The organism is Sphingomonas insulae (genome assembly GCF_010450875.1).
Lineage (GTDB): Bacteria > Pseudomonadota > Alphaproteobacteria > Sphingomonadales > Sphingomonadaceae > Sphingomonas > Sphingomonas insulae.
This window is the reverse complement of sequence record NZ_CP048419.1, coordinates 46,700-72,907: the sequence shown is the minus strand read 5'-3', so window position 1 is coordinate 72,907 and position 26,208 is coordinate 46,700. Positions and strand designations below refer to the sequence as shown.

26 protein-coding genes, 1 pseudogene and 1 riboswitch are annotated in these 26,208 nt (G+C 63.3%); of the genes and pseudogenes, 19 read left to right on the top strand and 8 right to left on the bottom strand.

The features are described from left to right. Positions 1 to 67 precede the first annotated feature (67 nt). The 4 genes and pseudogenes from virB10 to GTH33_RS00315 all read left to right on the top strand — a co-directional run bounded on the left by virB10 (position 68) and on the right by GTH33_RS00315 (position 4,705). Positions 68 to 1,168: a type IV secretion system protein VirB10 gene (gene virB10, locus GTH33_RS00330; RefSeq protein WP_208404260.1), complete on the top strand. Its 1,101-nt coding sequence runs from the start codon at positions 68 to 70 to the stop codon at positions 1,166 to 1,168. Continuing rightward, on the top strand, positions 1,165 to 2,175 hold the full coding sequence (gene virB11, locus GTH33_RS00325) for a P-type DNA transfer ATPase VirB11 (protein WP_163956385.1): 1,011 nt from the start codon (positions 1,165 to 1,167) through the stop codon (positions 2,173 to 2,175). The genes virB10 and virB11 overlap by 4 nt, the downstream gene beginning before the upstream one ends. Continuing rightward, positions 2,165 to 3,966 (top strand): annotated as a pseudogene (locus tag GTH33_RS00320) (type IV secretory system conjugative DNA transfer family protein). The gene virB11 and the pseudogene GTH33_RS00320 overlap by 11 nt, the downstream one beginning before the upstream one ends. Before the next feature lies 1 nt (position 3,967). Beyond that, positions 3,968 to 4,705, top strand: coding sequence for an LPD7 domain-containing protein (locus GTH33_RS00315; RefSeq protein WP_163956377.1), 738 nt, complete (start codon positions 3,968 to 3,970; stop codon positions 4,703 to 4,705). A 128-nt stretch (positions 4,706 to 4,833) separates the two neighbouring features. Here GTH33_RS00315 and GTH33_RS00310 read toward each other — a convergent pair whose 3' ends face one another. From GTH33_RS00310 to GTH33_RS00295, 4 genes are all read right to left on the bottom strand, one after another. Further along, positions 4,834 to 5,364 (bottom strand): hypothetical protein, encoded by a 531-nt coding sequence (locus GTH33_RS00310; protein ID WP_163956412.1) that lies wholly within the window; start codon positions 5,362 to 5,364, stop codon positions 4,834 to 4,836. 327 nt (positions 5,365 to 5,691) lie between these two features. After that, the gene (locus GTH33_RS00305) at positions 5,692 to 6,624 is read right to left on the bottom strand and encodes a pepsin/retropepsin-like aspartic protease family protein (protein ID WP_163956375.1); all 933 of its coding nucleotides are present in this window, start codon (positions 6,622 to 6,624) and stop codon (positions 5,692 to 5,694) included. Positions 6,625 to 6,775: 151 nt separating this feature from the next. Continuing rightward, positions 6,776 to 7,213 (bottom strand): DUF190 domain-containing protein, encoded by a 438-nt coding sequence (locus GTH33_RS00300; RefSeq protein ID WP_338054367.1) that lies wholly within the window; start codon positions 7,211 to 7,213, stop codon positions 6,776 to 6,778. Then, positions 7,170 to 8,528, bottom strand: a complete 1,359-nt coding sequence (locus GTH33_RS00295) for a voltage-gated chloride channel family protein (protein ID WP_163956373.1) — start codon at positions 8,526 to 8,528, stop codon at positions 7,170 to 7,172. The genes GTH33_RS00300 and GTH33_RS00295 overlap by 44 nt, the downstream gene beginning before the upstream one ends. A 23-nt stretch (positions 8,529 to 8,551) precedes the next feature. Next, positions 8,552 to 8,628, bottom strand: a riboswitch (Fluoride riboswitch). Between the two features lie 130 nt (positions 8,629 to 8,758). On the opposite strand from GTH33_RS00295, the gene GTH33_RS00290 reads away from it, so the two are divergent. The 4 genes from GTH33_RS00290 to GTH33_RS00275 are packed head-to-tail and all read left to right on the top strand — an operon-like array spanning position 8,759 to position 11,876. Continuing rightward, entirely contained in the window at positions 8,759 to 9,157 is a 399-nt protein-coding gene (locus GTH33_RS00290; protein ID WP_163956372.1) for a DUF305 domain-containing protein, read from the top strand. A gap of 1 nt (position 9,158) precedes the next feature. Next, positions 9,159 to 10,598 carry a YncE family protein gene (locus GTH33_RS00285; protein ID WP_007406255.1) on the top strand — a complete coding sequence of 480 codons (1,440 nt, stop codon included), beginning with the start codon at positions 9,159 to 9,161 and terminating at the stop codon, positions 10,596 to 10,598. A gap of 1 nt (position 10,599) precedes the next feature. After that, positions 10,600 to 11,109, top strand: a complete 510-nt coding sequence (locus GTH33_RS00280; protein ID WP_007406239.1) for an RNA polymerase sigma factor — start codon at positions 10,600 to 10,602, stop codon at positions 11,107 to 11,109. Next, positions 11,106 to 11,876 carry an anti-sigma factor family protein gene (locus GTH33_RS00275; protein ID WP_007406229.1) on the top strand — a complete coding sequence of 257 codons (771 nt, stop codon included), beginning with the start codon at positions 11,106 to 11,108 and terminating at the stop codon, positions 11,874 to 11,876. The genes GTH33_RS00280 and GTH33_RS00275 overlap by 4 nt, the downstream gene beginning before the upstream one ends. Before the next feature lie 51 nt (positions 11,877 to 11,927). Here GTH33_RS00275 and GTH33_RS00270 read toward each other — a convergent pair whose 3' ends face one another. Then, the gene (locus GTH33_RS00270; RefSeq protein WP_007406274.1) at positions 11,928 to 12,440 is read right to left on the bottom strand and encodes an MgtC/SapB family protein; all 513 of its coding nucleotides are present in this window, start codon (positions 12,438 to 12,440) and stop codon (positions 11,928 to 11,930) included. After that, the gene (locus tag GTH33_RS00265) at positions 12,437 to 13,504 is read right to left on the bottom strand and encodes a molybdopterin-dependent oxidoreductase (RefSeq protein ID WP_007406227.1); all 1,068 of its coding nucleotides are present in this window, start codon (positions 13,502 to 13,504) and stop codon (positions 12,437 to 12,439) included. The genes GTH33_RS00270 and GTH33_RS00265 overlap by 4 nt, the downstream gene beginning before the upstream one ends. A 146-nt stretch (positions 13,505 to 13,650) precedes the next feature. On the opposite strand from GTH33_RS00265, the gene GTH33_RS00260 reads away from it, so the two are divergent. From GTH33_RS00260 to GTH33_RS00210, 11 genes are all read left to right on the top strand, one after another. Then, positions 13,651 to 14,523, top strand: coding sequence for a LysR family transcriptional regulator (locus GTH33_RS00260; protein ID WP_007406272.1), 873 nt, complete (start codon positions 13,651 to 13,653; stop codon positions 14,521 to 14,523). After that, a complete protein-coding gene (locus tag GTH33_RS00255) occupies positions 14,520 to 15,671 on the top strand; it encodes a TDT family transporter (protein WP_007406242.1) in 1,152 nt (383 codons plus the stop codon). Before GTH33_RS00260 ends, GTH33_RS00255 begins: the two co-directional genes overlap by 4 nt. Before the next feature lie 89 nt (positions 15,672 to 15,760). Continuing rightward, a complete protein-coding gene (locus tag GTH33_RS00250) occupies positions 15,761 to 16,996 on the top strand; it encodes a molybdopterin-dependent oxidoreductase (protein ID WP_007406293.1) in 1,236 nt (411 codons plus the stop codon). Between the two features lie 14 nt (positions 16,997 to 17,010). Beyond that, on the top strand, positions 17,011 to 17,493 hold the full coding sequence (locus GTH33_RS00245) for a c-type cytochrome (protein WP_007406258.1): 483 nt from the start codon (positions 17,011 to 17,013) through the stop codon (positions 17,491 to 17,493). Positions 17,494 to 17,581: 88 nt separating this feature from the next. After that, the gene (locus GTH33_RS00240; protein WP_163956370.1) at positions 17,582 to 18,109 is read left to right on the top strand and encodes a P-loop NTPase family protein; all 528 of its coding nucleotides are present in this window, start codon (positions 17,582 to 17,584) and stop codon (positions 18,107 to 18,109) included. Between the two features lie 131 nt (positions 18,110 to 18,240). Then, positions 18,241 to 19,059, top strand: a complete 819-nt coding sequence (aac(3), locus tag GTH33_RS00235) for an aminoglycoside 3-N-acetyltransferase (protein WP_163956368.1) — start codon at positions 18,241 to 18,243, stop codon at positions 19,057 to 19,059. Between the two features lie 125 nt (positions 19,060 to 19,184). Continuing rightward, positions 19,185 to 19,925, top strand: coding sequence for a hypothetical protein (locus GTH33_RS00230; protein ID WP_163956367.1), 741 nt, complete (start codon positions 19,185 to 19,187; stop codon positions 19,923 to 19,925). A gap of 252 nt (positions 19,926 to 20,177) precedes the next feature. Beyond that, a complete protein-coding gene (locus GTH33_RS00225; RefSeq protein WP_249054804.1) occupies positions 20,178 to 21,527 on the top strand; it encodes a CoA transferase in 1,350 nt (449 codons plus the stop codon). A gap of 192 nt (positions 21,528 to 21,719) precedes the next feature. Next, positions 21,720 to 22,541, top strand: coding sequence for a class I SAM-dependent methyltransferase (locus GTH33_RS00220; RefSeq protein ID WP_163956365.1), 822 nt, complete (start codon positions 21,720 to 21,722; stop codon positions 22,539 to 22,541). 64 nt (positions 22,542 to 22,605) lie between these two features. Next, positions 22,606 to 23,067 carry a hypothetical protein gene (locus GTH33_RS00215; protein ID WP_163956363.1) on the top strand — a complete coding sequence of 154 codons (462 nt, stop codon included), beginning with the start codon at positions 22,606 to 22,608 and terminating at the stop codon, positions 23,065 to 23,067. A 90-nt stretch (positions 23,068 to 23,157) separates the two neighbouring features. Further along, positions 23,158 to 23,535, top strand: coding sequence for a GFA family protein (locus GTH33_RS00210; protein ID WP_163956361.1), 378 nt, complete (start codon positions 23,158 to 23,160; stop codon positions 23,533 to 23,535). A gap of 97 nt (positions 23,536 to 23,632) precedes the next feature. On the opposite strand, the gene GTH33_RS00205 is transcribed toward GTH33_RS00210, so the two are convergent. Then, on the bottom strand, positions 23,633 to 24,775 hold the full coding sequence (locus GTH33_RS00205; protein WP_163956359.1) for a dipeptidase: 1,143 nt from the start codon (positions 24,773 to 24,775) through the stop codon (positions 23,633 to 23,635). Positions 24,776 to 24,944: 169 nt separating this feature from the next. Beyond that, positions 24,945 to 26,066 (bottom strand): DUF5694 domain-containing protein, encoded by a 1,122-nt coding sequence (locus GTH33_RS00200; protein WP_243848523.1) that lies wholly within the window; start codon positions 26,064 to 26,066, stop codon positions 24,945 to 24,947. Positions 26,067 to 26,208: the final 142 nt, after the last annotated feature.

Below are 26,208 nucleotides of genomic sequence, written 5' to 3'. Positions count from 1 at the left end.
GACGCCCGACGTGAACGAGATTGATCGCGCTCCCCCTGCGGCCGATCGCCCGAACCGCATTCCATCGTTGAACGCCGTCCAGTGGGACAACAAGAAGATGGTCGTTGGTGCGGCGCTGGCCGGCGCGGTTGTGTTCGGCGTGTTGTCGCTCGTTTCCGGGTCTGGCGGCGACAACAAGGCACTGGAAGCGAGGAAGGCTCCACCCCCGGCTGCGGAGGCGCCCTACGATCCCAACTCCGTGATCGCGCCGACGCTCGCGACCGCGCCCCGCGATCCGAACGCCCCGGTCCAGCTCACCGGCGAACAGGTGCCGGCGATCGGCCCCGACGGTCAGCCGATCACTCCCTACGGATCGGCGGGAGGACAGCAGCAGAGCCGTGGCGTCAGTGAGGCGGAGCGGCGCGCCAACGAAGCCCACGAACTGCGCGACAATGCCCGGCGGTCAACGCTAATCGCCTACAATGGCGACCAGACCGCCAGGCGCGTGCTTGGCGATGTTGGCGGCGCGGGCAACTCGCAAGGTGACGGCGACAGCACCCCATCGAGGACCAATCTCGACAACCTCAAGCAAACCTCCGCGATCGGGACCGCCACGGCGCGCATGATCGGCGACCGCAACTATCTCGTCACCGCGGGCGCCATCATCCCGTGCACCCTCCAGACCGCGATGGACAGCAGCGTACCGGGCTACACGACCTGCATCATTCCTCGGGATGTCTATTCCGACAACGGCCGCGTCGTGCTGCTCGAGAAAGGCACCCGCGTCTTCGGCGAGTACCAGGGTGGGTTGCAGCGCGGCCAAAATCGTCTCTTCGCGATGTGGACGCGGGCGGTCACGCCGCGCGGGGTCGCGATCGACATCGGCTCGCCTGCGTCTGACCCGCTCGGTCGTGCCGGCGTCACCGGCAAGATCGACCGGTTCTTTTGGCAGCGGTTCGGCGCCGCGATGCTGTTCAGCGTCCTCGATGCGGGCGGGCAGATCGCCGGCCAGGCCGTCAGCCCGCAGGGCTCGACAGTGTTCCGCACTCCCGGCGACACGACATCGCAGATCCTCAACGACACGCAGCAAATCCGCCCGATCGTCCGCGTCAACCAAGGAACCGAGATGGCGATCACCGTAGCCAAGGATTTCGACTTCTCGCAGGTCTATGGGCTGGGCCTCAAATGAACGCGACGTTCCGCAACACGGCCATCCTCGATCACGCTGTTCGCCCGCTGCGCCAGTATCTCGATGACGATGGCGTGACCGAAGTCGTCATCAACGAACCGGCAATGGTCGGCGTCGAGCGGCACGGTGGCTGGACGTGGGAGCGCGAGGACGATCTGACGCTCGATGCGCTCAACCAACTGGCCCGGGCCGCAGCCGCCTTCACCTCTCAGGACGTGACGCGCGAGAACCCGATCTGCTCGACCATCTTTCCGACCGGCGAGCGCGTCCAGCTCGTGCTTCCGCCCGTCGTGCCTGATGGCACCGTGTCGATCACAGTTCGCAAGCCGTCGACGAAGACGATGACGATAGCGGACTTCGAGGCGAGCGGCCTGTTCACGGAGACGAAGGTCGCCACCAAGCGGGTCAGCCCCGTTGAGGAACGACTACTCGGCCTGCTCCATGCGGGTCGGCATGTGGAATTCTTCGAGCTCGCGGTGCGCAGCCGGCTCAACATTCTGATCTCCGGCGCCACGGGCTCCGGCAAGACGACCTTCTCCAAGGGCCTCATCAAGCTCATTCCAGAGAATGAGCGGCTGCTGACGATCGAGGACACGCGCGAACTAGTCGTGCCTCACAAGAATGTCGTCCACATGATCTACAGCAAGGACGGCACCGGCACCGCCAAGGTGAGGGCCAAGGAACTGCTGGAAAGCGCGTTGCGCATGAGGCCCGATCGCATCCTGCTCCAAGAGCTGCGTGACGGGACCGCGTTCTTCTACCTCCGAAACGTCAACAGCGGCCACCCCGGCTCGATCACGACGATACACGCGGACTCGGCCGAGCTGGCATTCGAGCAACTGACGCTGCTGGTGAAGGAAAGCGAGGGCGGCGCGGACCTGGCGCGCGAAGACATACGCTCGCTGCTCAAGATCCTCGTCGACATCGTGGTCCAGATGAAGAAGGTCGACGGCAAGTTCCGGATGACCGAGATCTACTATGATCCGGCAGGGCGTCATGCCGCCTAAAAGGAGCGCGATCCTTGCGCTCGGCGTCCCGATCGGGATTTTCGTCGCCTTTCTCATCACGTCGGTCGTTGCGTGGATCTACCTGGGTCTCCCCAGCGCGAAGTTCGACATACTCAAGATGCCGGCGTTCTTCTGGTATTACCGGCATGATCCAGTGGTGCTGAAGGCCCTCGCCGGGGGCGCGCTGGTCGGCGTTATCATCGCTGGCCTGATGCTGTGGTGGGTTGCGAAGCAGAAGCCACCCCTGCACGGCGCCGCCCGCTTCGCGAAGGAAGGCGAAATCCGCCGCGCTGGCTTCCGCGCCGACGACGGCATTGTCCTGGGTAAGAAGGGCGGTAAGTTCCTGACCTTCGGCGGCAGCGAACATTGCATCGTCGAGGCCCCTACCCGCTCGGGCAAGGGCGTCGGCATCGTCATTCCGAACCTCCTGTCATGGCAGGAGTCGGCCGTCGTCCTCGATGTGAAACGTGAGAACTGGGACGCCACGGCCGGCTTCCGCAAAAAATATGGGCAGGCGGTCTACCTGTTCAACCCGACCGATCCGGGGGGCGGACCGCTCGCTACAACCCGCTCGGCTACATCGACCGCACCGATCCCGACCAGGTGGTGATCGAGCTGCAGAAGATTGCCACGATGCTGTTCGTGCCCCCGGAGCGTGGGGAGCCGTTCTGGACGGACTCGGCGCGGACTGCCTTTGTCGGTGTCGGCGCCTATCTCGCGGTCGCCGATCAGCCCTTCACCATCGGCTCGATCTATCGGCTGATGACGACGGGCGACACGCGCGGGTTTTTCCGCCGTGTTCTCGACGATCGCTCGCTCGATCTGTCGCAAGGATGCCGCAACGCGCTCGCCGATTTCACGTCGGGGGCGGACAACACGTTCGCCGGCATCGTCCAGACCGTCACGTCCAAGCTGAGCCTGTGGCTCAACCCGCGCGTCGACGCCGCAACGGAGGAGTGCGACTTTGATCTGCGCGAGCTGCGCACCAAGCGCATGTCGATCTATCTCGGCGTGTCCCCCGATGAGTTGGACCGGGTCGCGCCGCTCTACAACCTTCTGTTCCAGCAGCTCGTCGACCTGAACGTGCGCGATCTGCCCGGCGCCACGACGCCGCTCAAGGTCCTCGTCATCCTCGACGAGTTTGCGCGGATCGGCCGCGCGCAGGTAATCGCCAGCGCCTTTTCCTACGTTGCCGGCTACGGCATCCGGCTCTTGCCCGTCATCCAGTCCCGATCGCAGCTCCGCGCCGTCTATGGCGAGCATGTCGCCAATGAGATTGTCGCCAACTGCGGCGTTGAGGTGGCGTTCACCCCTAAGGAGCTGCGGGTCGCGAACGAGCTATCCGAGCGCATCGGCTATGTCGGGCAGGAGTCCGTCACCAAGTCGCTCACGATCCACGGCATCCTGGCGAACCGCTCCAAGTCCATGTCGGACCAGCGCCGCGCTCTCCTGCTCCCGCAAGAGTTGATGCAGTTCCCCGACAGCGAATTGCTGCTCCTCCGAGGCGGCATCCCGCCGATCCACGGGGACAAGATTCGCTACTATGCGGACAGGCTCTTTCGATCGCGCGTCGTACCGGCGCCCGACGTGCCCCCGATCCCGCGCCCGCTGCACGATGACGGGGACCTGCCCGACTGCACGATGCCGACGTTCGACCAGCTTACGGACCCAGACCCGTTCACGTTCGCGATGGATTGCGTCGTCACCCAGGATCACCCCGACATGCTGATCGATGTGTCGGCCGAGCAACGTGGCAACGAGGTCGTTGGTGTGATCGAACAGGAGCGGTGACATGGTTGAGAATGTCGAAGCTGCCGGTACCGGCAAGGAAAGCGAGACCCGCCGTAGGCGGCCGATGGAAGTGCCGCCCGAGCTGGACTCCCGGTTTCTAAGGGTCGGGAACAAGCTCTATCGCAGCGCCCATGACAAACAGCCGGTCGCGACCATCACCCCCGATCGGATCAAGGCGAAGGATCGTGACTCTCTCCCCGATCTGATCCGCCTCGCCAAAGAAAACGGGTGGACGTCGATCAAGGTCAGCGGCGACGCCGAGTTCCAACGCGCTGCCTACCTCGCGGCATCCGCACAGGGCATCAAGGTCGACAGCTACAAGCCCGACGACAAGACGAAGGCCGCGGCTGAGCGCGAGCAGGCTCGTCAGGCCGGTCATACCGACAACCAAGTACGATCGACGCGGACTGCCAATCAGGCTCGCGACAACAAGGAACAAGCGGAGCCGCGGACCGACCTGGCCGAGCGGTTTCGTCGACAGTCGGACGTTCAGAACGCAAAGGACCCCAATCTACGCAAGGCGCAAAGCCATGTGGCGCTCGCAATGGTGGTCGCGGCCGACCGCTTCCCGAGCGATCATATCAAGCAGCGCGAGTTCGTGGCGGAGCGCAAGGAGGAGGTCGCGGCCCGGATCAGCCGCGGCGAAGCCGTCGCCGGCATTGAGGTTAAGGCGAAGCAGGAACAGCGGGTGCGGGAGATGGCGCAGGATCAGGTCTTGCAGAAGTCCCGATCGCGATAAATTGGCGGCCCTTCCTAACAAGCAGGCCGAGGTGTGCCACGTGGCACACCTCGGCAGCGCAGCTAACGACCCAACAACGGTCGCTGTGGCGATCCTGCGGCGATGCCCGAAGCGGTCACTCGCCAAGCTTATGTGAGCAGGCAACTCCCAGCGAGACGTGCTTCGCGTCGGCCATCGCCCTCGAAGTCATTCCAGTCGAGGACAAGTCTGTCATCCTTCGTTTTGGGAAGCGCCTTTCGATCGATAAGCTTGCCGTAGACCTCGAAGTCCTCATCGACCTTGACGATCAATACCTTGCTGAAATTGCGCTTGAGATTGAGAGTAACAGCGTTGCTGCCCTTAAAGGGGGAAATCGTCTTGACCTCGACAAAATCGTTGCCAAGCCTGCCGTCAGAGCCCTGGGCGTAATTTTTGTGCAGTTTTATCTTGTATACGATGGCACCGTAGAGCTCGCCTAGGTCGCCATAAACCTGCAGGTGGCTGCCCGTCAGTTCATGGTAGTCTTGGGCGACTGCGAGCAGGTTTTGGAAGACCGGGATCAGCTCCACATTGAGGTGAGGATATCTCGCTTCGAACTCCAGACGTTCGAGATGCGAGTTGATCTCGGTCCAAGTGATCCACTCACCATCATCATAGATCGCGTTGTCATCGTTCCACATGCTCGCCTCAGCCCAAAAAAATGCGCTGAAGCTACCGCCCGCGTGTGAAGAATCCGTTGTGCGGACTGGCGGCGACGCCAGCTTACGACCCATTCCCGGCCGTTCTGTAGATCGGCGCGGCATCCCGAAACCGGCCGATCCATCAACCTGCAGCAGTCCCGTTTCCCCATGTCCAATGGATCATTTCGGGAAAACGCAATCGGGAACAGATTTCGGGAAAGCCGGCCCGCCGGACGCTTCAGGAAGACGGAAGTTGCGTGGGCCGTCCCGTTCATCCTTCCCATTCAGGAAAGAGGGATTCTGCCCAGCTTGTACCCGTGAGCTGCATTAGCAGGTCAGTCGTATGACTTTCTCGCCTCGATCAAACGTGATCGATGAGCAGCGCGCGAGATAGTCATTGCCCAACGATAGCGTATCCCGCCTCGTATCGCGTTTCTTGCCCTTCGCGGTGACTACAATCTCGTCCGGATCAACGTGCTGCTCTGGCACACCAACCTCTTTGATACTGTTTATGCTCCCGTCATCGGTCGTTCTTATTCCGAGAGATGAGATCATTAATCTCCCTAATTCTAGGGGGCGATTTAGGATGAGGGTGCGAACTGGACGTTGTACGCCGAAGAAGATCTCAGTTGGCTCCGTCTGGCCGGTTATCGCCCCATCATACGAGCGAGCAAGGCGGGCACCGGCTCCTGCCGTAACAAGGGAACGTGCATGATATGGATCGAAGCGCACTCGCATAGGCTCTCCACCCACGTTGATTTGACCAAATGTCGCGCTGAAATTACCGAATATCCCTAGTGCGGTTGAATCGCGATCCATTGGGAACGAAACTGTTTTGGCACCCACTCGCGGATCACGTAGCTGGAACCGGATAATCGTTTCGGGGAATGCTTCAGGGCCTATGCTGCCATCGGCTACCGCAGCGAAGGGACGGCTTGTCCAACCTACGCGTCGCTTTATGCGGCCATTGCCGAGATCAAGACGAACCACTTGGGTGCGAGACATGACGGATGTGTTGCCGATCGCGTAGCCTATACCTACCCCCCAACTACTTTTCATCTTGAGATGGGCACTCTCTGCGACGCTGCGGTTGATCAATGGCATAGCGGGAGCAGCGGGGTCGATTCGGAGGGTGGCAGGCTGTTCATTAACGCGGACCTCGACCAGCCCCTCGCCAGTGATGACGCGTTCACTGGGTGCGCGATCAGCCGACGTAAGCGTTGGAGCCAGAGCCATTATCGCCACGATACGTAGTTCCAAGCTATGTTCTCCCGCCTGCATGGCTTAAGATTGACGACAACATCGCGGCTATATTGTGATCCAAACCTTCCCGAAACTCGATCCTAATGGGAAAGCCTCGGCCATCTTGCTGGTCGTTTCCAACCGGGAACGCCGATCAGGCTCTGGTTCGCTAAGTTTTGCGCCTGATCGTCCAATGCTCCAGTTGCTTGTAGACGATCACTTTGTCGCCAAGCAGATCGCCATGCCGCCGACAAAATAAGTCGAGCTGGTCACGGTCACCGACCAGCTCTACGCAGATCGTCAGATGTGGATCGGCAATCTCCGACCCATTTTCCCGAATCGGGCCGCGATTGCTGAAGCCGTAATGGGTGTGTTGCGCGACGGCGTTGATGATGCCGTCCGCCTTCGCGGTCCGGATCAGCTCGCGATAGAGCGGCTTTGCCCCCAGAAGCGACGTGAGCCGATCTTGTCGGAGGGCTTCAGATAGATGCGTAGCATCCCGACTTCGCGGTGCTGAACGGTGAAACGATCGGGCATGGCATGGCTTTCGGTGGGAAGCGGAATCAGGCGCGCGTGCGCCGGCGAGAAGCGCGGTGCGTGCGGGCATCGCGCAGGGTGGCATCGGGTGTGAGGTGTGCGGCAGGCACCTTAGGCACGGCGACGCGCTGCGACAGGTAGATGCCGTTGTGGCCTGAGCAGAGGTAGGAGACGAAGCACGCGACTGCGATCGGCACCGCATAGGCCGCGCCGAACAACTCGATCCCCATGAACGTGCAAGCCAGCGGTGTGTTGGCCGCGCCCGCGAACAGCGCGACGAAGCCGATCGCTGCGAATAGCCCCGACGGTACTCCGAACATCGGCGCGAGCGCATTGCCGAGCGCCGCGCCGATAAAGAACAGCGGCGTGACCTCGCCCCCCTTGAAGCCCGCGCTCAGGGTCACGACGGTAAAGAGCAGCTTCAGCGCCCAGCTCCACGAGTGCGTATCGGGACCAAAGAAGCTGGCGATGGTCAGGCTGTCCGGTGTCGCGGCGAGCGTGCCCAGGCCGAGATAGTCTCGAGTGTCAAACAGCCAGACCAGCGCAATCACGGCCAGCCCGCCGATAACGGGTCGTAGTGGGCCATAGGGGATCACGCGCTTCAACCATCCGCCCAGCGCGTGATTGGCCTCGGCAAAGGTCAGCCCGGTCAGACCGAAGGCAATGCCGGCGACACCGGCCTTGGCGACGAGCAGCGCGTCGACCGGCACCAGCGCATCGACATGGTAGACGCCGTGATGAATGCCCCAGGCAAGACAGGTCCAGTCACCGACCAGCGCCGCGACCAGGCATGGCACCAGCGCGCGATACTCGACCCGACCGATCGCCAGCACCTCCAGTGCAAAGACCGCGCCCGCAATCGGCGTACCGAAGACCGCGCCGAATCCCGCCGCGATGCCGGTCATCAGCAGGATGCGCGTCGCTTCCGCATCCAGCTTGAGCGCGCGTCCAAGCCCGCTGGCAAGACTGCCGCCCAACTGCACGGCGGTGCCTTCACGCCCCGCCGATCCACCGAACAGATGTGTCACGACCGTGCCGAAGAAGATGAGCGGAGCCATGCGCAGCGGCACGCCGCCCCCCGGTTCGTGGATTTGCTCGACGATGAGGTTGTTGCCGCCTTCGACCGAGCGCCCTGTCAGATGGTAGAGCAGTCCGACCACGAACCCGCCGATCGGCAGCAGGTAGAGCAGCCAGGGAAAGGCGAAGCGAAGCCGGGTTACGGCGTCGAGGCTCCACAGGAAGGCCGCGCAGAGCGTTCCCACCGCTGCGGCCATCGGGACCAGGATCAAAGCCCACCGCAGTACCGACGTGGCATGGGTGCGGCGATCGCGAATGAACGCTGCCATGTTGAACTGGTCATAGAGATTGCGAAATGTCGCGCGCACGATTCCTCCTTGCTGCCTTGCGGCGCCTGGTAGGAATCATCGGCCCTTGCGAGGGCGGTTCGACCGAATGGCCCGGCGGAAATCCATCGCCGTGCCTGCGCATATGCTGTCCGACCGCGACCCGGTCAACCAACCGCAGAAGCATGAGACCATCGTTTTGGTGAGGACCGATAAAATGGCTTTGGCCACGGAATAAACCCCGACGAGCATCGTCTACGCTTTCGAGACCGATGCGCTGGAGGCTTATGCGTAGACGAGATTGGATGCTGGGTCTGACGGCTTCGGCCCTACTTACCGGCGCAGTCGCGGCCGCCCCCGCCGATGGCTACGCTACCATGATGTCTGTCGCGATGGACCGGATGATGGCGGGCATGATGGTCAAGCCGTCCGGTGACGTCGACCGCGACTTCGTGGCGATGATGCTTCCGCATCATCAGGGTGCCATCGATATGGCGGTGGCGGAGCTGCGCTACGGCCATAACGAGCAGCTCAAGCGCATCGCGCAGGAAATCATCATCGATCAGCAGCAGGAGATCGCCGCCATGAAGCTGGCGATCGGCCAGCCGCTACCGCCTTCGACGCCAGCCCCGACGCAGGGCGGCGGCCACCATAGCCCTATGGAGCACTGACATGATCCGGACCATCCTGCGCTCGGCCGCCTTGCTGATGAGCGCCGCACCGGGCCTCGCCATGGCCCAGCAGGCGCCGTGGAACGCTAAGGACATGCCCGTCAGCCACCGCGACCGCGTCTATGCGTCTGAACAATTCTCCAACACGGTGTCGGTGACCGACCCGGCCGACAACCGGCTGCTCGGCGTCATCAAACTCGGCGATCCCCAGCCGATGAACTTCTCCCCGCTCTACAAGGGACAGGTGCTGGTTCACGGCCTGGGCTTCTCGCCGGACGGGAAGACCTTGGCGGTCGTGTCGATCGGATCGAACGCCGTGTCGTGGATCGACACCGCCACCAACACCGTCAAGCACACGACCTATGTCGGGCGCAGTCCGCACGAGGCGTTCTTCACGCCGGACGGCAAGGAGGTGTGGGTCACGGTCCGCGGCGAGGATTATATCGCCGTGCTCGACCCCACGACGTACAAGGAGACGGGGCGCATCAAGACGCCCGGTGGTCCGGGCATGACGATCTTCTCTCCCGATGGCCGGTACGGCTATGTCTGCTCTTCGTTCAATCCGGTATTGGCTGTGTTCGATGTCGCGACCCACGCGCAGGTCGGACAGGTGGCGCAGCCAAGCCCCTTCTGCCCCAACATCGCCGCGACGCCGGACGGCAAGCAAGTGTGGTTTACGCTGAAGGACATCGGCAAGACGGTCGCATTCGATGCTCGGCCACCCTTCGCGATCCTGAAGGTGCTGGATACCGGGCCTATCACGAACCATGTCAATTTCGCCCGCACGGCCAAGGGGCAGTTCGCGTATGTGACGGTCGGCGGAGAGAATGTGGTCAAGGTGTTCCGCACGTCCGACTTCACGCCGGTGGCAACAATTCCGGTCGGCAAGATGCCGCACGGTGTTTGGCCATCGGGCGACGGCCGGCGCGTTTATGTCGGGCTAGAGAATTCCGATGAGCTGGCCGCGATCGACACTGCCGGCAACACGGTCGTCGCTACCGTGCCGGTCGGACAGGCACCGCAGGCGATCGCCTATGTGTCGAACGCAGTTCCGACAGGCCCCGGCACCGACAATCTCCAGCCGCTCGGCACAGCGGGCAAGGCGCTGCATCTGACCATGGGGCCGATTGGCGGCAAAGGTACGGCAAGCAGCATCACCCTCTTCGACCAGGGCATCATTCAGGTCGTGCAGAGTGCCGTTACCGGTTTGCAGCCCAAGAAGCCTTACATGCTCGTACTGACCGCCAATGCGGACGGCAGCGGCGCTGTAGAGCCGCTTGCGAACTTCATGAGCAACCCGGCAGGTGCGGCGATCGTCAACGCATCGGGTCCGATCCGCCAGATCGTTCAGGGCAGCACCGCGACACCCCGGCGCTTTCTGGCGGTTGCGGAGGTGGTGAACGGCGCGCCGGGGCGCATCGTGCAGGTGCAGCGCGACTGAGATGGACCCGCTTGCCGCCGCGATCGAACCGCTGATCCCCGGGCTGCGCCGCTATGCCCGGTCGTGGTTGCGCGACCGGGTGATGGCGGATGACGTGGTGCAGGATTGCCTGGAGCGCGCGGTCGGGCGCTGGCGACAGCGACGGGGTGCGGAGGTCCGCCCGTGGGTCTATGCGATCCTGCACAATTTGTTGGTCGATCATCAGCGGCAGCATAGCCGGCGAGGTACGGCGGTTCCGCTCCACCTCGTGGACGACGCCGCGCTCGGCCGCCCGGCCGATCAGGACACAGGCCTGCACCACCGCGACCTGCTGCGCGCGCTTGATGCGTTGCCTGAAGAACAGCGAACGGTGCTGCTCCTGGTCTCGGTCGAGGGCCTGCCCTATGCGGAGGTCGCTGCCGTAGTCGGCGTGCCGCTGGGCACGGTAATGTCGCGCATATCGCGGGGGCGCGACCGTCTGGCGACCCTCCTCCGGGAGGGTGAACGGCCGCGATTGAGGAGCGTGCAATGACCAGCCCGATCGGCGAGGACGATCTGGCCGCATGGATCGATGGCAGGCTGTCGCCCGAGCGGCAGCGCCTGGTCGACGCCTATCTTGAAGGCCAGCCGGACGTGCATGCCCGTGTGCGAGAGCAGGCGGAGCAGGCGCGAGCCCTTGCATCCCTGTTCGCCCCCGTCGCGGATGAACCGATCCCGGCGACGATGCGCGTGGCAGCGATCAGGGGACGGCAACGGCAACCGCGTTGGCAGCTCGCCATCGCCGCGTCACTTCTGCTGGCGTTGGGGTTTGGCGGTGGCTGGTCGAGCGCGCGGTGGAGCGGCGAACCCCGCGCGGGCATCGCGGCGCTGGCCAACGAGGCGAGTGATAATTTCCGTGTCTATGCCGCCGACCGGATACGACCGGCGGAGATCGGCCCCGACCAGCGCGCCATGCTGATCCGATGGACCTCCGCTCGATTGGGTGAGCGCGTCACGATCCCGGACCTCAGCACGGCCGGCTATCGCTATGGCGGGGGGCGACTGGTCGCGACGCCCCACGGCCCTGCGGCACTGCTCCTCTACGACGGACCGCAAGCGTCGAAACTTGCGGTGCTGACGAGGCCCATGCAGATCGACAAGACCGCGAGCATGACCAGCACGTCCAGCGGGACCATGGGCCGGGTCACATGGGCGGTCGACGGGATCGGCTATAGTGTGGTGGGCGAGCGACCCGCGGCCGAACTGCATCCGATCGCCGATGAAGTCCGGCGTCAGGCAGATGCCGCGCTTGTGTCCTGATAGCGCCTTGCCGCCTCCCGGCGCCGACGGGCACCGGGCGGTCCAGCGCGATCACGGCTTGCGCTCGACATCCTTCCTGTCGGTCTCGGCCGGCGTCAGACGGGCTCGCTCGCGGATGCGGCGTTCCAGCGGCGCGCCGACGAACAGGACGAGCATTGCAAGGCTCACCCCGCCGATGATGAGCGGCCACACCGCCAACCCTGCTGCCGCGCCGATCGTGGCTGTCACCCAGATGCACGCGGCGGTCGCCAATCCATGCACTTCCTGACCCTGGCCGACCCGCAGCACCGCACCGGCACCGATGAAGCCGACGCCGGACAGAATGCCCTGCATCGCCCGTCCTGCGGCATCGGCGTTCACGTTCGGCAAGCCACTATGCACGATCGCCTGAACGGCGATGCAACTCGCCAGACCGACCAGACCCAGCGTCCGCAGGCCCATGATCTGCCGGTTCTCACGCGAGCGTTCCCAGCCGAGCACCATCCCGGCCGCGGTCGCCACCACCAGCCGGCCAATCGCATCGATCCAGAAAGCGACGTCCGGTGCCGCTGATGCTTCGATCATTCGACCAGCACGTGAACGTGATGCCAGGCGGTGCACAGATAGCCGGCGAAATTCCACATCGTATCCGGCCGCTCGGGCTGTCCCTGCCCGGTCTCGTCGAAGGCACGGGCGACAAGGTGCTGGCGTCCCTTGGCAAGTGTGGCGTCAAGGATCCAGCGCCGCCAGCCCCAGCGCGTCTCCGGATCATCGGCGAAGGTCGCCTGTTGCCAGTCGCGACCGCCGTTCACCGACACTTCGATCCGAGAAATACGGCGGTCATAGGCAATGGCATATCCCTCAATCCGCACCTCTCCGGCGGCCAAACTCTCGCCCGCACCGGGCGAGCAGATCGCGGCGTTGAGCGGCATGGCATTGATCGTCAGACCCTGGCTCCAGTCGACGGTGTCGCTCGTCACAGCGGCGGGGAAGAGCTTGTAGTCGTGCGCCTGGATCGGTGCCTCGGAGGGCGTTTCACGCACCTCGATCCGTGTCAGCCATTTGGCGCTGCGGACCCCGGCATAGCCAGGCACCACCATGCGGAGCGGGGCGCCATGTTCGGGCGTCAGCGGCTCGCCATTCATCGCCCAGGCGAGGAGTACGTCGGGCTCCCGCGCCTTGCTCATGGCGATCGATACCCCGAACAAGGCTTCTTCACCCTCCACGTCCACCTCGTCCGCGCCGGTGAACGCCACGAACAGCTCGGACGCATCCGGCGCGCCGACCGCATCGAGCACATCGGCCAAGCGTACGCCGGTCCACTCCGCATTGCCGATCGCGCCTACGTCCCACGGATCGCCGGAGGTGTTGGCGACCTGCTGGAGATCGGTACGCCGGTTGCCGGCGCACTGGAGAACCGCCGTTACCGTGCGCGTGGCAAACGTGCTCTTCAGTTCCTGCACCGAGAAGAAGCGGCTCGCCATGCCCCTCCCGCTCACCTCGATCCGATGATTGGCGGGCAGATCCGGCACCGGCCCGTGGCTGCGCACGTAGAACAGCGCCTGCGGCGTCAGAAACCGCTCGATCAACGCACCGGGCGTCGGCTCGGCATTGTAGGGATCAGAACTGCGCTCGATCATATCGGTCATGGACGATCAAACGTCGCGGGCACGCGTAACGCTTCAAGTCTTCGAGACCATCGCAGACGAAAGGCTGCCGACCATTCCGATATCCAGATTGGAATGACCATATCAAACGGTTGGTCGTATCGATCTAAGTACGCGATATATGCTGCATGACTTTGGAGCAGCTCAGAATATTCGTCGGTGTCGCGGAGCGCGAACACGTCACCAAGGCAGCGGAGGCGCTGAACGTCACGCAGTCTGCTGCCTCCGGGGCGGTTGCGGCCCTCGAAGCGCGCTACGGCGTTCCGCTGTTCCACCGCGTCGGGCGTGGCATCCAGCTTACCGAGGCAGGCCGCGGCTTTCTGGAGGAAGCGCGCGCGGTGCTGGGGCGGGCAGCGCATGCCGAGACGATGCTCGCGGACTATGCCGGGCTCGCGCGTGGTTCGTTGCGGATCGTCGCCAGCCAGACGATCGCGAGCTATTGGTTGCCGGCAAAGCTCGCCGCCTTCCACGAACGCCACCCACAGATCGCGGTCGAGCTGGCGATCGACAACACCGAAGGCGCGGCAGCGCAGGTGTTGAGCGGCGCGGCGGAACTCGGCTTTGTCGAGGGCGAGGTGGACGAACCGGCGCTTGCCCACTGGAATGTCGGGCATGACCCAATGGTGCTGGTCGGCCGCGAGGAAGCCGAACGCATCGACGAGGCCTGGCTGCGCACTACACGCTGGATCGTCCGTGAGCAGGGATCGGGTACGCGCTCGACTTTCGAGGACGTGCTGCGAACGCGCGGGTTTGATCCGGCCCAGCTGACGATAGCGATGACGCTGCCGTCCAACGAGGCGGTGCGCACCGCCGTTGAGGCCGGTGCCGGCGTTGCCGTCTTGTCGCGATTGGTCGTCGCGCGCGCGCTCAAGGCTGGCGATCTCGTCGAGCTGCCGCTCGGGCTGCCCGACCGCGCCTTTCACGCGCTGCGCCACAAGGAACGCTATCGCACCCGCGCGGCCGACGCGCTGACGGATCTCATCAAGGAGCAGGTCGCATGACTGCCGACACGCACTCCGTTCTCAGCGGCCTCAAGCCGCTCAGCCGGCTCGATCACCCCCGCGAGATGATCCGCCAGTTCACGCCCAACTGGTTCGCCGCGACGATGGGCACGGGCATCCTTGCCCTCGCGCTGCCGCAGGTGCCCGGCATCGGGCCTTCGCTTAAACCTGTCGGCGAGGTGTTGTGGTTCTTCAATATCGCGCTCTTCGCGCTGTTCGCCGGCCTCTATGGCGCGCGCTGGGTGATGTTCGGGCACGAGGCGCGGCGCATCTTCGGGCACAACACCGTGTCGATGTTCATCGGGACCATTCCGATGGGGCTGGCGACGATCATCAACGGCTGTCTCGCCTTCGGCATCGCGCGGTTCGGAAATGGCATCGTGCCGGTCGCGCATATCCTGTGGTGGATCGACGTCGCCATGTCGCTCGCCTGCGGCGTGCTGATCCCCTACCTGATGTTTACCCGCCACGAGCACAGCCTGGACGGCATGACCGCCGTATGGCTGCTGCCGGTCGTCGCTGCCGAAGTGGCGGGCGCCAGCGGCGGGCTGCTCGCGCCGCATCTAACCGATCCCCACGCGCAGATAGTGACGCTCGCGACCTCCTATGTGCTGTGGGCCTATTCGGTGCCGGTCGCGTTTGGCATCCTCGCCATCCTCATCCTGCGCATGGCACTCCACAAGTTGCCGCATGAAAGCATGGCGGCATCTTCCTGGCTGGCGCTGGGGCCGATCGGCACGGGTGCTCTGGGCATGCTGGTGCTCGGCGCGGATGCGCCGGCGATCCTCACCGCGCACGGGCTAGCCGGCGTCGGCACCGTCGCGCAGGGGATCGGCGTTGTCGCCGGGCTCTGCCTTTGGGGTTTCGGCCTGTGGTGGCTGGCGCTCGCGACGCTTATCACCATCCGCTACTGGCGCGCGGGCGTGCCGTTCAACCTCGGCTGGTGGGGCTACACCTTCCCGCTCGGCGTCTACACCGTCGCCACCTTCCGCCTCGGCACGACGCTGAACCTTATGTTTTTCGGTATCGTCGGCACGGTGCTGACGGTTGCGCTCGCGGCGATGTGGCTGCTGGTCGGTGCCAAGACGCTAGCCGGTGCATGGCGGGGCAACCTGTTCGTCTCGCCCTGCATCGCCACCCCGAACTGATCCGCCATGATGATCGGATCAGTCGGTCCGATCACTTGCAGAATGCCCCTTCGATCCGCCAGCGTGACTGGCCACAGGAGAGCCTTGTCATGGACAATTTCGACGCCGGGCTGGCGAGTGAGACCAGCCGTCGCCGCTTCCTCAGCCATGCCGCGCTCGGCACCGCCGGCCTTGCCGCCGCGCCGGCACTGGCGCAGCAGCTCGTCGACCTGAAGCTGCCCGGCGGCAATGCCGAGCGGCCGATGACCAGCGCCTTTCCCGGCAAGGGCAGCATGATCCTCCAGCGCGTCCATCCACCCTTGCTGGAGACGCCGATGGAGGTCTTCGACAAGTCGGTGTTCACGCCCAACGACCAGTTCTTCGTCCGCTGGCACTGGGCCGACATACCGACCTCGATCGACGTCGAAAGTTTCCGCCTCAACGTCTTCGGCCACGTCAATCGGCCGCTGTCGATCAGCCTCGCTCAGCTGCTGCGCCTTCCACGGGTCGAGATGGCGGCGGTGAACCAGTGCTCGGGCAACAGCCGCGGGCTGTTCCAGCCGCGCGTCGCCGGCGCGCAATGGGGCAATGGCGCGATGGGCAACGCCAAGTGGCTCGGCGTTCGCCTGCGCGACGTGCTCGACCTCGCCGGGGTCAAGGCAGGCGCGGTGCAGGTGCGCTTCGGCGCTCTCGATCAGCCGGTCGTGGCGGGCGCTCCTGACTTCGAGAAGGCACTCGACATCGACCATGCCCGCGACGGCGAGGTCATGATCGCCTTCGGCATGAACGGCGAGCAACTGCCGCTCCTCAACGGCTTTCCCTGCCGGCTGATCGTGCCGGGCTGGTACTCGACCTATTGGGTCAAGATGCTGAACGCGATCGAGGTACTGCCCGGCCCTGACGACCAGTATTGGATGGCCAAGGCCTACAAGATCCCCGCGACACCCGGCGCGAATGTCGCGCCCGGTGCCAAGGACTTCCCGACCGTACCGATCAATCGCATGATCCCGCGTAGCTGGATGACCAGCCTGCCCGATGGTCAGGCGATCGCCTATGAAGCGTCGATCCCGGTCGGCGGCATCGCAATGGGCGGCGATTGCGGCGTCGCCAAGGTCGATGTGTCGTCGGACGGTGGCCGCACCTGGTACAGGACGACGCTCGGAGCGGACGAGGGCAGGTACAGCTTCCGGCGCTGGGACGGGCGGGTGCCGCTGAGACGCGGGCCTAACCCCATCATGGTGCGCTGCTGGAACACCAACGGTGTCGCTCAGCCGATGAAGCCGATCTGGAATCCCGGCGGGTTCATGCGCGGCAACATTGAAACCACCACCATCATCGCGGCCTGAGGAGCGAGCAAATCATGAAGACTCCGTCTCCCGGCATGATGGCTGCTGGCCTGATCGGCCTGACCGGCATCATCCTCGTCTCGATCGGCGCGCCGAGCAGCCGCAAGGCGCCCGTTCCGATCTCCGAGATGTCTGAGCCGGCACCGGCCGCCAGCGTGTCAGCGCGCGGCTTCTCGCTTGCCTCGACCAGCGTCGACCTGCCGGCCGACGACGCGACCTACCCCGACGGTCCGCACGCCGACGTCATCAATGCCAATTGCACCTCGTGCCACTCAGCCAGCATGGCGCTGACCCAGCCTGCGCTATCGGCGGATCAGTGGAAGGCGACCGTCACCAAGATGCGTGAGGTGTATAAGGCGCCAGTGGCCGAGAAGGACGTCGATGCGATCGTTGCTTATCTCACCGCTATGCCGAGCCAGAAGGTGGCACCCGCGACCGGCAAGGCGCAGGACCCGGACCCCAAAGTGGCTCCTGATGTCTCAGGTGGAACCGGCTAACCGATCTACTTCCATAATCCCGAAATACCATCCGTTGTGAGAACCCGCCCGCAGCCATATCGCCCGCGGCGAGGAGGTATTCTGCGCTATGACGCTGGACGAGCTGGGCACACGCATTTGCATCATGGGACCGTCGAACAGCGGCAAATCGACTCTCGCGGAGGCAATAGGCCGAGCGCGGAGCTTGGAGGTGGTCCACCTCGATCAGCTACACCATCTTCCGCACACCGACTGGGTTCCACGACCGCCAGATGAGTTTGCGGCGCTTCACGATAAGGCGATTACTGGCGACCGCTGGGTGATCGAAGGCAATTACTCCCGGCTGCTTCCGCAGCGGTTGGAACGATCGACCGGCTTCCTTCTCCTCGACGTTCCGACGACAACCAGCCTGTATAGGTACATTCGACGCTGCTGGTTCGAGCGCGATCGGCGCGGCGCTCTGGAGGGCGGTCGCGATAGCGTGAAGTGGGATATGATCCGGCACATCGTCGTCGGCACCAGGGCCAACCGCATCCGCTACCGCGACATGATCGGTGGCATCAGCCTGCCCAAGATACAGATCGCGACGACCGGGGAGCTGGCTGCCTTCTACCGCACCAATGCCTTGAGCCGCTAAGCCGCACATTCTCGTTTCAGCATCCAATTGGGAATGCCGCATCCGTCCCTCCGGTCGTTCCCAATCGGGAAGGCGTCATTGGCCGATGGCGATGCTTGGACGGCCGACCGGAATGAGGCATCAATCTCCCTATGAACGATGAGCTACCCGAATTTCGCACCCGTGCTTCGCTGGCCGATGACCTGAACCGTATCGGATTGCGCGCAGGCGATACCGTGATGGTCCATGCTGCAATGAGTAAGGTTGGGCCGCTGCTCAACGGTCCCGATGCTTTGTCGAACGCCATCCTTGATGTTGTCGGCCCCGAAGGCACGATGGTTGTCTATACAAGCTGGGATAGCCGTCACGATGATCTGATGGATGACGATGGCCGTGTCCTGCCCGAATGGCGCGACCATGTGCCGGGGTTCGATCGGCAAGCGTCGCGAGCGGTGAGGATGAACGGCATCATTGCCGAGTTCGTTCGGACGATGCCCGGAGCGCACCGGAGCGCCAATCCCGGAGCGTCAGTGGCCGCGATAGGCAAGCTGGCGGAATGGATCACCGCCGATCATCCGCAGGACTATGGTTATGGTGAGGGATCACCCCTCGCCAAGCTGGTCGAACGGGGCGGACGGGTTCTCATGGTCGGAGCGCCTTGGGACACCATGACGCTCGCCCACCATGCCGATCACCTTGCCAACCTGCCGGATAAATTGGTCCGCCGCTACGAAGTGCCGTTCGCGGGAGACGCGGCAAGGACGTGGCGGGTTGTCGAGGAGTTCGACACCACGGAGCCGGTCATAGAGGGACTTCCGGACGACTATATCGAGCAGATTGTCACCGCTTACGTCGCAAGCGGGGCGGGCAGCGAAGGTTTGATTGGCCTTGCCCCATCCCTTCTCGTGGACGCGAAACCGATGCTGGCGTTTGCAATCGACTGGCTAGAGGGTCACCCCAAGGCAGCGTGACAAACTTCCCGATATTCGATCCCAAACGGGATAGCTGCGGCCGTCCCTTTGAGTGTTCCTAAGCGGGAATGCCGGATTAGTTGTAGCCGCATCCACACCGACTGGACGTCAAGACGGGTGTATCGATGGACCGCAGTACCTTACGCGTGGTCGGTGCCTGCCTAGCGCTGCTGGCATCGCTCGTGTTCGCCGGTTGCACACTTGGATACGAGCAGCTGCCTACATACCGCTACCGCCTGACCGTCGAGGTAGCGACGCCCGAAGGAGTCAGGAGCGGTTCGGGCGTGATCGAGGTGCACACGTGGCAAGCAGGGCCGCAGACCATCCCGAGCCCAGGAGCGATCAGAACGCGAGAGAATGGCGAGGCAATTGTCATCGACCTGGGGCCGCAAGGTACCGTGTTCGCGCTGATGCGGGCTGGTAACTTCATGGATTGGCCTGGCAGCGTCGCGCGATCGCTGATCCCGCCTGTAAAAGGCGACACTTACAAGGTGAGACGCGCCGAAATCGCGGCGATCACTGCTATCCGCGGCGTTCGCGAGGTGCCACCGACCTTCGCCTCCGGCAGCAATCAGCTACAGAACTGGCCCGACCTCGTCCGTTTCGCCGACCGCTCGCGACCCGAGACGATCCGCTGGATCGGCCCGCTGCCGAACGGTCGCATCCATCCATCCCAAATGGCCATTCGCCGTGTGACGTTCGAGATCGTAGACACGCCAGTTACACGCAGGATTAATCGCCAGCTGCCGTGGCTGCGCGACGCTGTCGGAGAGACAAGGCTTCCCACAGACCTCGACCGCGCCGGGCTTGATCCCTTCATCCCGCCGCTTTCCACGTTTGATTTCACTAGGAATATTGACCGATGAAGGGGTTGGGCGAGTTCTGCTCACGGCACCCTGCAATTTAAAAGACCTTTGGGGTTCGCACGCACACAAACGCCTCATCATCAGGTTTCCCGTTCCACTATCCCAAACGGGATGGCTGCGGTCGTCCCGCTGATCGTTCCCAACCGAGAATGCTGGTTAGGTCACATTCGCCGCCGCCGCATCTGCATTCACCGACGTCGATAAAGCTACTATGCACATCCCAAGAAGCTGAGAGTGCGGAGGGCAACGTCGGTGCGAGGTGAAATCGAGTCAGCCCTAGGTGTCGATCTTTTTGCCGAGGTGACCGGCGACGAACGACTTCCGTCATGCTTCGAGGTGAGCGAGCTACTCAGCGCATCGGTGGCGGCCGTGGCAAGCGCCGCCAGCTCACTGGTTGAGGCGGTGGGGCTTGCATCGTCGCCGCCTCCCGTTTGCGTTCACCAGCGGCTGGTATCGCTATGGTCGGGGCGCTCGATCCATCCAGTCGGCTGGGAATTGCCGCCCATCTGGGATGCAGTAGCCGGCGACTACCGGACGCGGGATGGCTGGATCAAGCTGCACACCAATCTGGCGCATCATCGTCGTGCCGCGCTGTTGGTCCTAGGCGTTGCACCCGACCGCGGCTTGGTCGCGAGGGCCGTGGCCGACTGGGACGCGGAGGCTCTGGAAACAGCCATAGTGGACGCCAACGGCGTTGCCGCCGCGATGCGTTCCCGCGACGAATGGCTACGGCATCCGCAAGGTGTCGCAGTCGCGACCGAGCCGCTGATCGCTTGGGACGCCGGGCGGCCAGGGTCCCTCCGGTCCTGGGGCGGAACGCGCGACCGCCCGCTCGCCGGTCTGCGGGTGCTTGACCTCACCCGTGTCATCGCCGGCCCGGTCGCCACACGCACTTTGGCTGGACTCGGCGCGACTGTGCTCAGGATCGACCCGCCTGATTGGGAGGAGGCGAATGTCGTTCCGGACGTGACGTTGGGCAAGCGCTGCGCACATTTGCAGCTCGACACTTCCGAAGGAAAAGCATCGCTGGAACGCCTGTTGGCGGACGCGGATGTGCTCGTGCACGGCTATCGCCCGGGCGCTCTCGATGGGCTCGGACTGGGCGCGGAAGCGCGGCAGCGGTTGAACCCTCACCTGATCGAGGCGACCTTGGACGCCTATGGCTGGACAGGACCTTGGGCCGGTCGGCGCGGCTTCGACAGCCTCGTTCAAATGAGTTGTGGTATAGCTGAAGCCGGGATGACCTGGTCCAGTCGGACCGAGCCTACCCCGCTCCCGGTGCAAGCGCTCGATCATGCCACCGGCTATCTCATGGCGGCCGCCACGCTTGCCGCTTTGTGCAAAGGCGCGCGGGGGAACGGGATCGGCTCCGCCCGCCTTTCGCTCGCGCGCACAGGCGATCTGCTAGCCAGGCATCCCGCGACCATTACCGGCACGCTTGGTCTGCGCCCCGAACAAGCCGATCTGTCGCCGATCACTGAAAGAACGCCTTGGGGCGATGGACGGCGGCTGCGCCCACCGTTCGACGTGCAAGGCACGACGATCGCTTGGGACAGTCCAGCAACGGAGCTGGGGGCTACGCAAGCAACGTGGTCCGATTAAGCGCTTAGTCGGTGTTCACACCAAACGGACGGGATATCTGATGTTGGCGGCGGTTTCCAGCTTCAACCGGAAGTCAGGTTAAGCAAGCCATGCGCTTTCTCATTTAACCATCCCATTGGGACGGTGGTCGTCGTCTCGGTAGCCGTTCCCAATCGGGAATGGTGAGGCTTGCTGCATCGCCCCAGTCGAGCGATGACCGGCCCGCAACTCCTAACCGAGGTCATCATGTCGGACAGTGAGCAAAGCTATCTCCGCGATGTTCAGTATCGCTTCCCCGATAGGCTGAAGGCGCGATCGATCCTGCATACCCGCTACGGTCGGGGCGACTGGTTCGAATGGCTGGCCTCCAACATTCCGCTACCGGCAGGCGGTGTCATCGCCGACGTGGGGTGCGGTGCGGGATCGTTCTGGACGAACGCACCGCAAAGTGTGCCATCCGACCTGAAGCTGCGCCTATCTGATATTTCCGAGGGCATGGTGGATGCCGCCCGCGCCTCTATCGCCGCCTTACAGCGGTGGCACGATGTTGAGGTTTCCGTCGCTGACGCGGTAGCGCTGCCGCTGGTCGATGCCAGCGTGGACACGACGATCGCGATCCACATGCTATATCACCTGACCGACCCGGCTTCCGGGCTGAGGGAAATGGCGAGGGTAACGCGCGAAGGCGGTGTCGTGGCCGTGGTACTCAACCCGGCAGGCACAATGTCGGAGCTATCGGCGCTGGCACGCACACCGTTCGGAGGCGAGACTGATCCACGGCCGGAGCCGCTGTCGTCGGAGCAAGGGCTTACGCTCATGCAGAGGGAGTTCGCCAGCGTCGATGTGGTCAGGTACGACGACGAGCTTCGCGTGACCGATCCCGTCGATCTATTGGGCTATCTCGGTAGTCTGCCGATCGCTGACAAGCCGGACGTCATGGAGAAGCTGGCGGCTATCGTTGAAGACGCCTTCCGCAGAACGGATGGCGTTTTTACCATCACCAAGGCATCCGAACTGCTCATAGGACGCAGATAACTGACGGCCTAGCCCTGTCCCGATATTCGATCCCAAGCGGGAACGCGGATGCTATTTGCAACCGATGACAATCAGCCCAGCCCTCTCGGTGGCGTTGAACGCGATCGGCACCATCATGGACCAGGCGCATGACCCTTGGTGGATCATCGCCAGCGCAGCCGTCGCGCTTCATGGAGCCGATCCAGGTCAGGTGTCAGACGTGGACGTCCTGCTAAGCGTTGCCGACGCAAGACGCATCCTGCCAACGATCGGCATCGAGCTTCGGGGTGGATCGGCACACGAAGCGTTCCGGTCGAGCATCTTCGGAACGTGGTCCGGCACGGCGTTGCCGATAGAGTTCATGGCCGACTTTCACCGACTGTCGGGCACAGAATGGCTGCCGGTGCAGCCGACAACCCGGCAAGCCATCAAGGTCGATAACGTGGTCGTGTTCGTTCCCGAGAAGGCAGAGCTACAGGCCATGCTTGCTGCGTTTGGCCGACCGAAGGACATGGAGCGTGCCCGAAGCCTCGCGTCCGTGGCGTAGAGGCGTTTCCCGTTTTCCGATGGTGAAACGGGAAGGCCGGTGGAATCGCCCGCTGCCAGCCTATAGATGCGGCGCACGGAGGAGCGAGCGATGGAATGGCAGGCGGAATGCAATTGTGGTCAGCTTCGCGTGGTCTGCTCCGGCCAGCCGGATCGCGTCTCCGTTTGCCACTGCACGAACTGCAAGCGTCGGACAGGTAGTGCCTTTGCATGGAACGCGAGCTTTTCCGCCGAGGCAGTCACGACGGCGGGCGAACGATATAGCTTCGCGCGTGCGACGGACTCCGGCCGAACCAACGTCTATCATTTCTGCCCGACCTGCGGCTCCACCGTCTTCTACGACGTGGAGATGCGTCCCGGGATGATCTCCGTGCCGGCGGGGGCATTCGCAAGCGCCGACTTTCCTCCGCCCACGGTACAGGTGTTCGACCAGCGGCGCGTCGCCTGGTGCACGATCGACGCAGGGTAGGCGGCTTTCCCAAAGGGATCGTTGATCGGGAACGGTAGGACGTTCCCAAAACACTTCACTGACGGGATTTCGGGAATAATCCGTCTGACTATCTGGCTTACGTTTTAACCCAACTGCGCTCGAAGGCCGAAAGCCAGTTTCCGCCTAAGACCTTCTCAATGACCCGCCAAGGCACCCGCTTCGCTGCCAGAGCCTCCGCCACCACCTCCGCCCGATTGGGGGTGTTCATACCGACGACAAAAGGCGGTCGCTCCTCGCCGGGGGCAGCGATGCCCCGAGCTTTGCGATCGGCAACAACCTCTAAGTAGTGCCGCATGTTCTCGGCTGAGGTATCAAAACCGGCGAGCATGGCATCGCTCCCGATCCCAACGTGATCCTCCCCGCACACCTTCAAGGCATGACGAAGGTGGGCGATGTAATCGGCCACCGTGGGCTGGCGGGAGGCAGGAGCTAGAAAGGGTAGGTCGTAGATACCGATGACCCCACCCTTATTCGCTACCATACGCAATACATCATCGGACTTGTTGCGCGGGTGCGGGTTAACGGCCGCGCAGCCGGCGTGCGAGATGATAGGAGCAACGCGCGAGGCAGCCAGAACATCGGTAGTCGTCTTGGCATCGGAATGGCTGAGGTCGATCGTGACCCCTAGCGCGTTCATCCTGTCCACCGCCTCGTGGCCCAGTTTGGTCAGCCCCGTGCTAGCTGATGGTGGCGTCAGCGCACCCGACGCGAACGGCGATGCCTGATTGTAGCTAAGCTGCATTACACGCACGCCGGCCGATCGAAAGATGTCGATGTTGGCCACCTTGCCGTCAAACTGGCCGACCTTTTCGAAAGAGAAAATGATGCCGAGTTTGCCGGCTTCCTTGCAGCGTTGGATATCAGTTGCGTCGTGAACCTGAGCCAGTAGCGTCTGGTTGCTAGCGATGACCGCTTGATAATCGCGGATCATTTCCATGACGCTGTCGAATGTATCGGCACCATCGAGGTCGGCCTTTATAGCCGTAAGTCCTGATGATCTTATAGCTGCGGCGGCATCCGATGGGAGCGGACCTAAGGCGGTTATGGTAGGAACCAAGTTGCCGTCGATCACGACAGACCGCTTATAGCGGTCGGCGATGCTCTCTTCCGAACGCGCAAGCAGCGGACAGGCCAATCCCGCAATACCGCTGGCGAGGAGTGTCCGGCGACCTATCATCCTTCGTAGCTCCGTAGCGGCGTCATCGGGGATGATTTGCACAGGTCGTTCGTTGGCTGACAACCTGCGTCCTGCTTTCCCGATTGGGAACGGCCAGCGAGACGGCCGGGGCATTCCCGTTGGGATCCCAATGGGAATGCCCCGGCGGTCTTGTAGGCCGTTCGTTTTCGGGAACGTCGTGGTTATTTGATCGCCGTTGCTCGTAGCCAGATTATTGAAGCACGGGTTCCACATCGACCAATTTTACATCGCGCATCTGGTGTAGATATGCCTCGTAGTATGGCTTGTGCGATGCGCCGACGATGGCGATCAATTTCGTTCCAGGTGCGCGGCCGAGGACTTCACGGATGTTCGCCACCATTCGCAGATTACGTGTCTCCCAATACCCGACATAGCGCCGTCCATATGCCTGGGCAGACGGCTCGGTCAGCGCAGCGCCCCAATCGGACTGATACGCTTGGGCGGCCATATCCGGAGAGTTAAGCGCGCGGTACATTTCGAGCAGGCCGTCTGTTCGTTCGATCCCGGCGTAGAGCGTAGTGGCCGCCGCGGTGCGCGCCTTGGTGGCGGGATTGTTCCACGCGCGCGCTATGGCAGCCCCATACGCCTTCTCGTCTATCGGTGCGCCCACGAACGACTGGTCATCGACGCTCCAGACGCGCTCCAGTCCGGATCGTGCGGCAAGCTGCGCAGCGACCAGATCCGTTTCGCTCTTCTTTGTCGTTTGGGCTTGCAGATCGGCCGTCAGTTCTGTCGTCAGCGCGCCATCCGCGTGACGCTCGCCAGTGGGCAGGCGTAGCCATTGAACCAAAGCTGATGCCGGCTCGCCGGCCGCCAGAAACACCAGCGCCAGGCGACGCCGCTGCGCTGGCGACGGCGCACCGGGCCAAGCTGCAAGCATCTTCTCGACCTCCGCATTGGCGGCCGGAACGTCAAGGCCGATTGCACGACCGGCAGCGCTGGGATCAAAGCAGTAGGTTTCGACGGCCTCTGCTTGTCGCTCGCGCTGGCGACGCATCGCATCGCATTGCAGGCCGGAAATGTTTTCGCTGGCGACAGCAGTGGGACGCCATTTTACGAGACGGTTGAGAAGCGGTTCCACCATCTCTGGCTTGAAGCTGGCGGGTAGCGTTGAGAGGTGCGGAGACCCGACCACAAGCACTTCATTAGGATGACCGGCGGGGCTGTCTTTCAACGCATCGGGTCGGAACGACGGCTGATAGCTCTGAGCGTGAACCATTCCCGTGCAACCTGCCGCTATTGATAGAAGAGCCACCGTGAACCGCATTGTCACTTCCCAACCAGCCGCTGTATTACCACGATAATACAGCATGCGAAGTATCGTCAACGGTGTAGTCAAGGGCGGCAATCGCGATTTCCGTTTCACCATCCTGATGAGAAAGGGTGGATCGTCTCGCTTCCGCTTGCGACCGTGAAGCTGTTGCCGCTCTCGGCTTCATTAGGATCTTAGAACG

Coding starts and splice junctions, on each gene's coding strand:
- virB11 (WP_163956385.1), top strand. CDS start 1,165: ATGAACGCGACGTTCCGCAACACGGCCATCCTCGATCACGCTGTTCGC.
- GTH33_RS00315 (WP_163956377.1), top strand. CDS start 3,968: ATGGTTGAGAATGTCGAAGCTGCCGGTACCGGCAAGGAAAGCGAGACC.
- GTH33_RS00310 (WP_163956412.1), bottom strand. CDS start 5,364: ATGTGGAACGATGACAACGCGATCTATGATGATGGTGAGTGGATCACT.
- GTH33_RS00300 (WP_338054367.1), bottom strand. CDS start 7,213: ATGCCCGCACGCACCGCGCTTCTCGCCGGCGCACGCGCGCCTGATTCC.
- GTH33_RS00290 (WP_163956372.1), top strand. CDS start 8,759: ATGCGCTGGAGGCTTATGCGTAGACGAGATTGGATGCTGGGTCTGACG.
- GTH33_RS00285 (WP_007406255.1), top strand. CDS start 9,159: ATGATCCGGACCATCCTGCGCTCGGCCGCCTTGCTGATGAGCGCCGCA.
- GTH33_RS00280 (WP_007406239.1), top strand. CDS start 10,600: ATGGACCCGCTTGCCGCCGCGATCGAACCGCTGATCCCCGGGCTGCGC.
- GTH33_RS00275 (WP_007406229.1), top strand. CDS start 11,106: ATGACCAGCCCGATCGGCGAGGACGATCTGGCCGCATGGATCGATGGC.
- GTH33_RS00270 (WP_007406274.1), bottom strand. CDS start 12,440: ATGATCGAAGCATCAGCGGCACCGGACGTCGCTTTCTGGATCGATGCG.
- GTH33_RS00265 (WP_007406227.1), bottom strand. CDS start 13,504: ATGACCGATATGATCGAGCGCAGTTCTGATCCCTACAATGCCGAGCCG.
- GTH33_RS00260 (WP_007406272.1), top strand. CDS start 13,651: ATGACTTTGGAGCAGCTCAGAATATTCGTCGGTGTCGCGGAGCGCGAA.
- GTH33_RS00255 (WP_007406242.1), top strand. CDS start 14,520: ATGACTGCCGACACGCACTCCGTTCTCAGCGGCCTCAAGCCGCTCAGC.
- GTH33_RS00250 (WP_007406293.1), top strand. CDS start 15,761: ATGGACAATTTCGACGCCGGGCTGGCGAGTGAGACCAGCCGTCGCCGC.
- GTH33_RS00245 (WP_007406258.1), top strand. CDS start 17,011: ATGAAGACTCCGTCTCCCGGCATGATGGCTGCTGGCCTGATCGGCCTG.
- GTH33_RS00240 (WP_163956370.1), top strand. CDS start 17,582: ATGACGCTGGACGAGCTGGGCACACGCATTTGCATCATGGGACCGTCG.
- GTH33_RS00230 (WP_163956367.1), top strand. CDS start 19,185: ATGGACCGCAGTACCTTACGCGTGGTCGGTGCCTGCCTAGCGCTGCTG.
- GTH33_RS00220 (WP_163956365.1), top strand. CDS start 21,720: ATGACCGGCCCGCAACTCCTAACCGAGGTCATCATGTCGGACAGTGAG.
- GTH33_RS00215 (WP_163956363.1), top strand. CDS start 22,606: ATGACAATCAGCCCAGCCCTCTCGGTGGCGTTGAACGCGATCGGCACC.
- GTH33_RS00210 (WP_163956361.1), top strand. CDS start 23,158: ATGGAATGGCAGGCGGAATGCAATTGTGGTCAGCTTCGCGTGGTCTGC.
- GTH33_RS00200 (WP_243848523.1), bottom strand. CDS start 26,066: ATGCTGTATTATCGTGGTAATACAGCGGCTGGTTGGGAAGTGACAATG.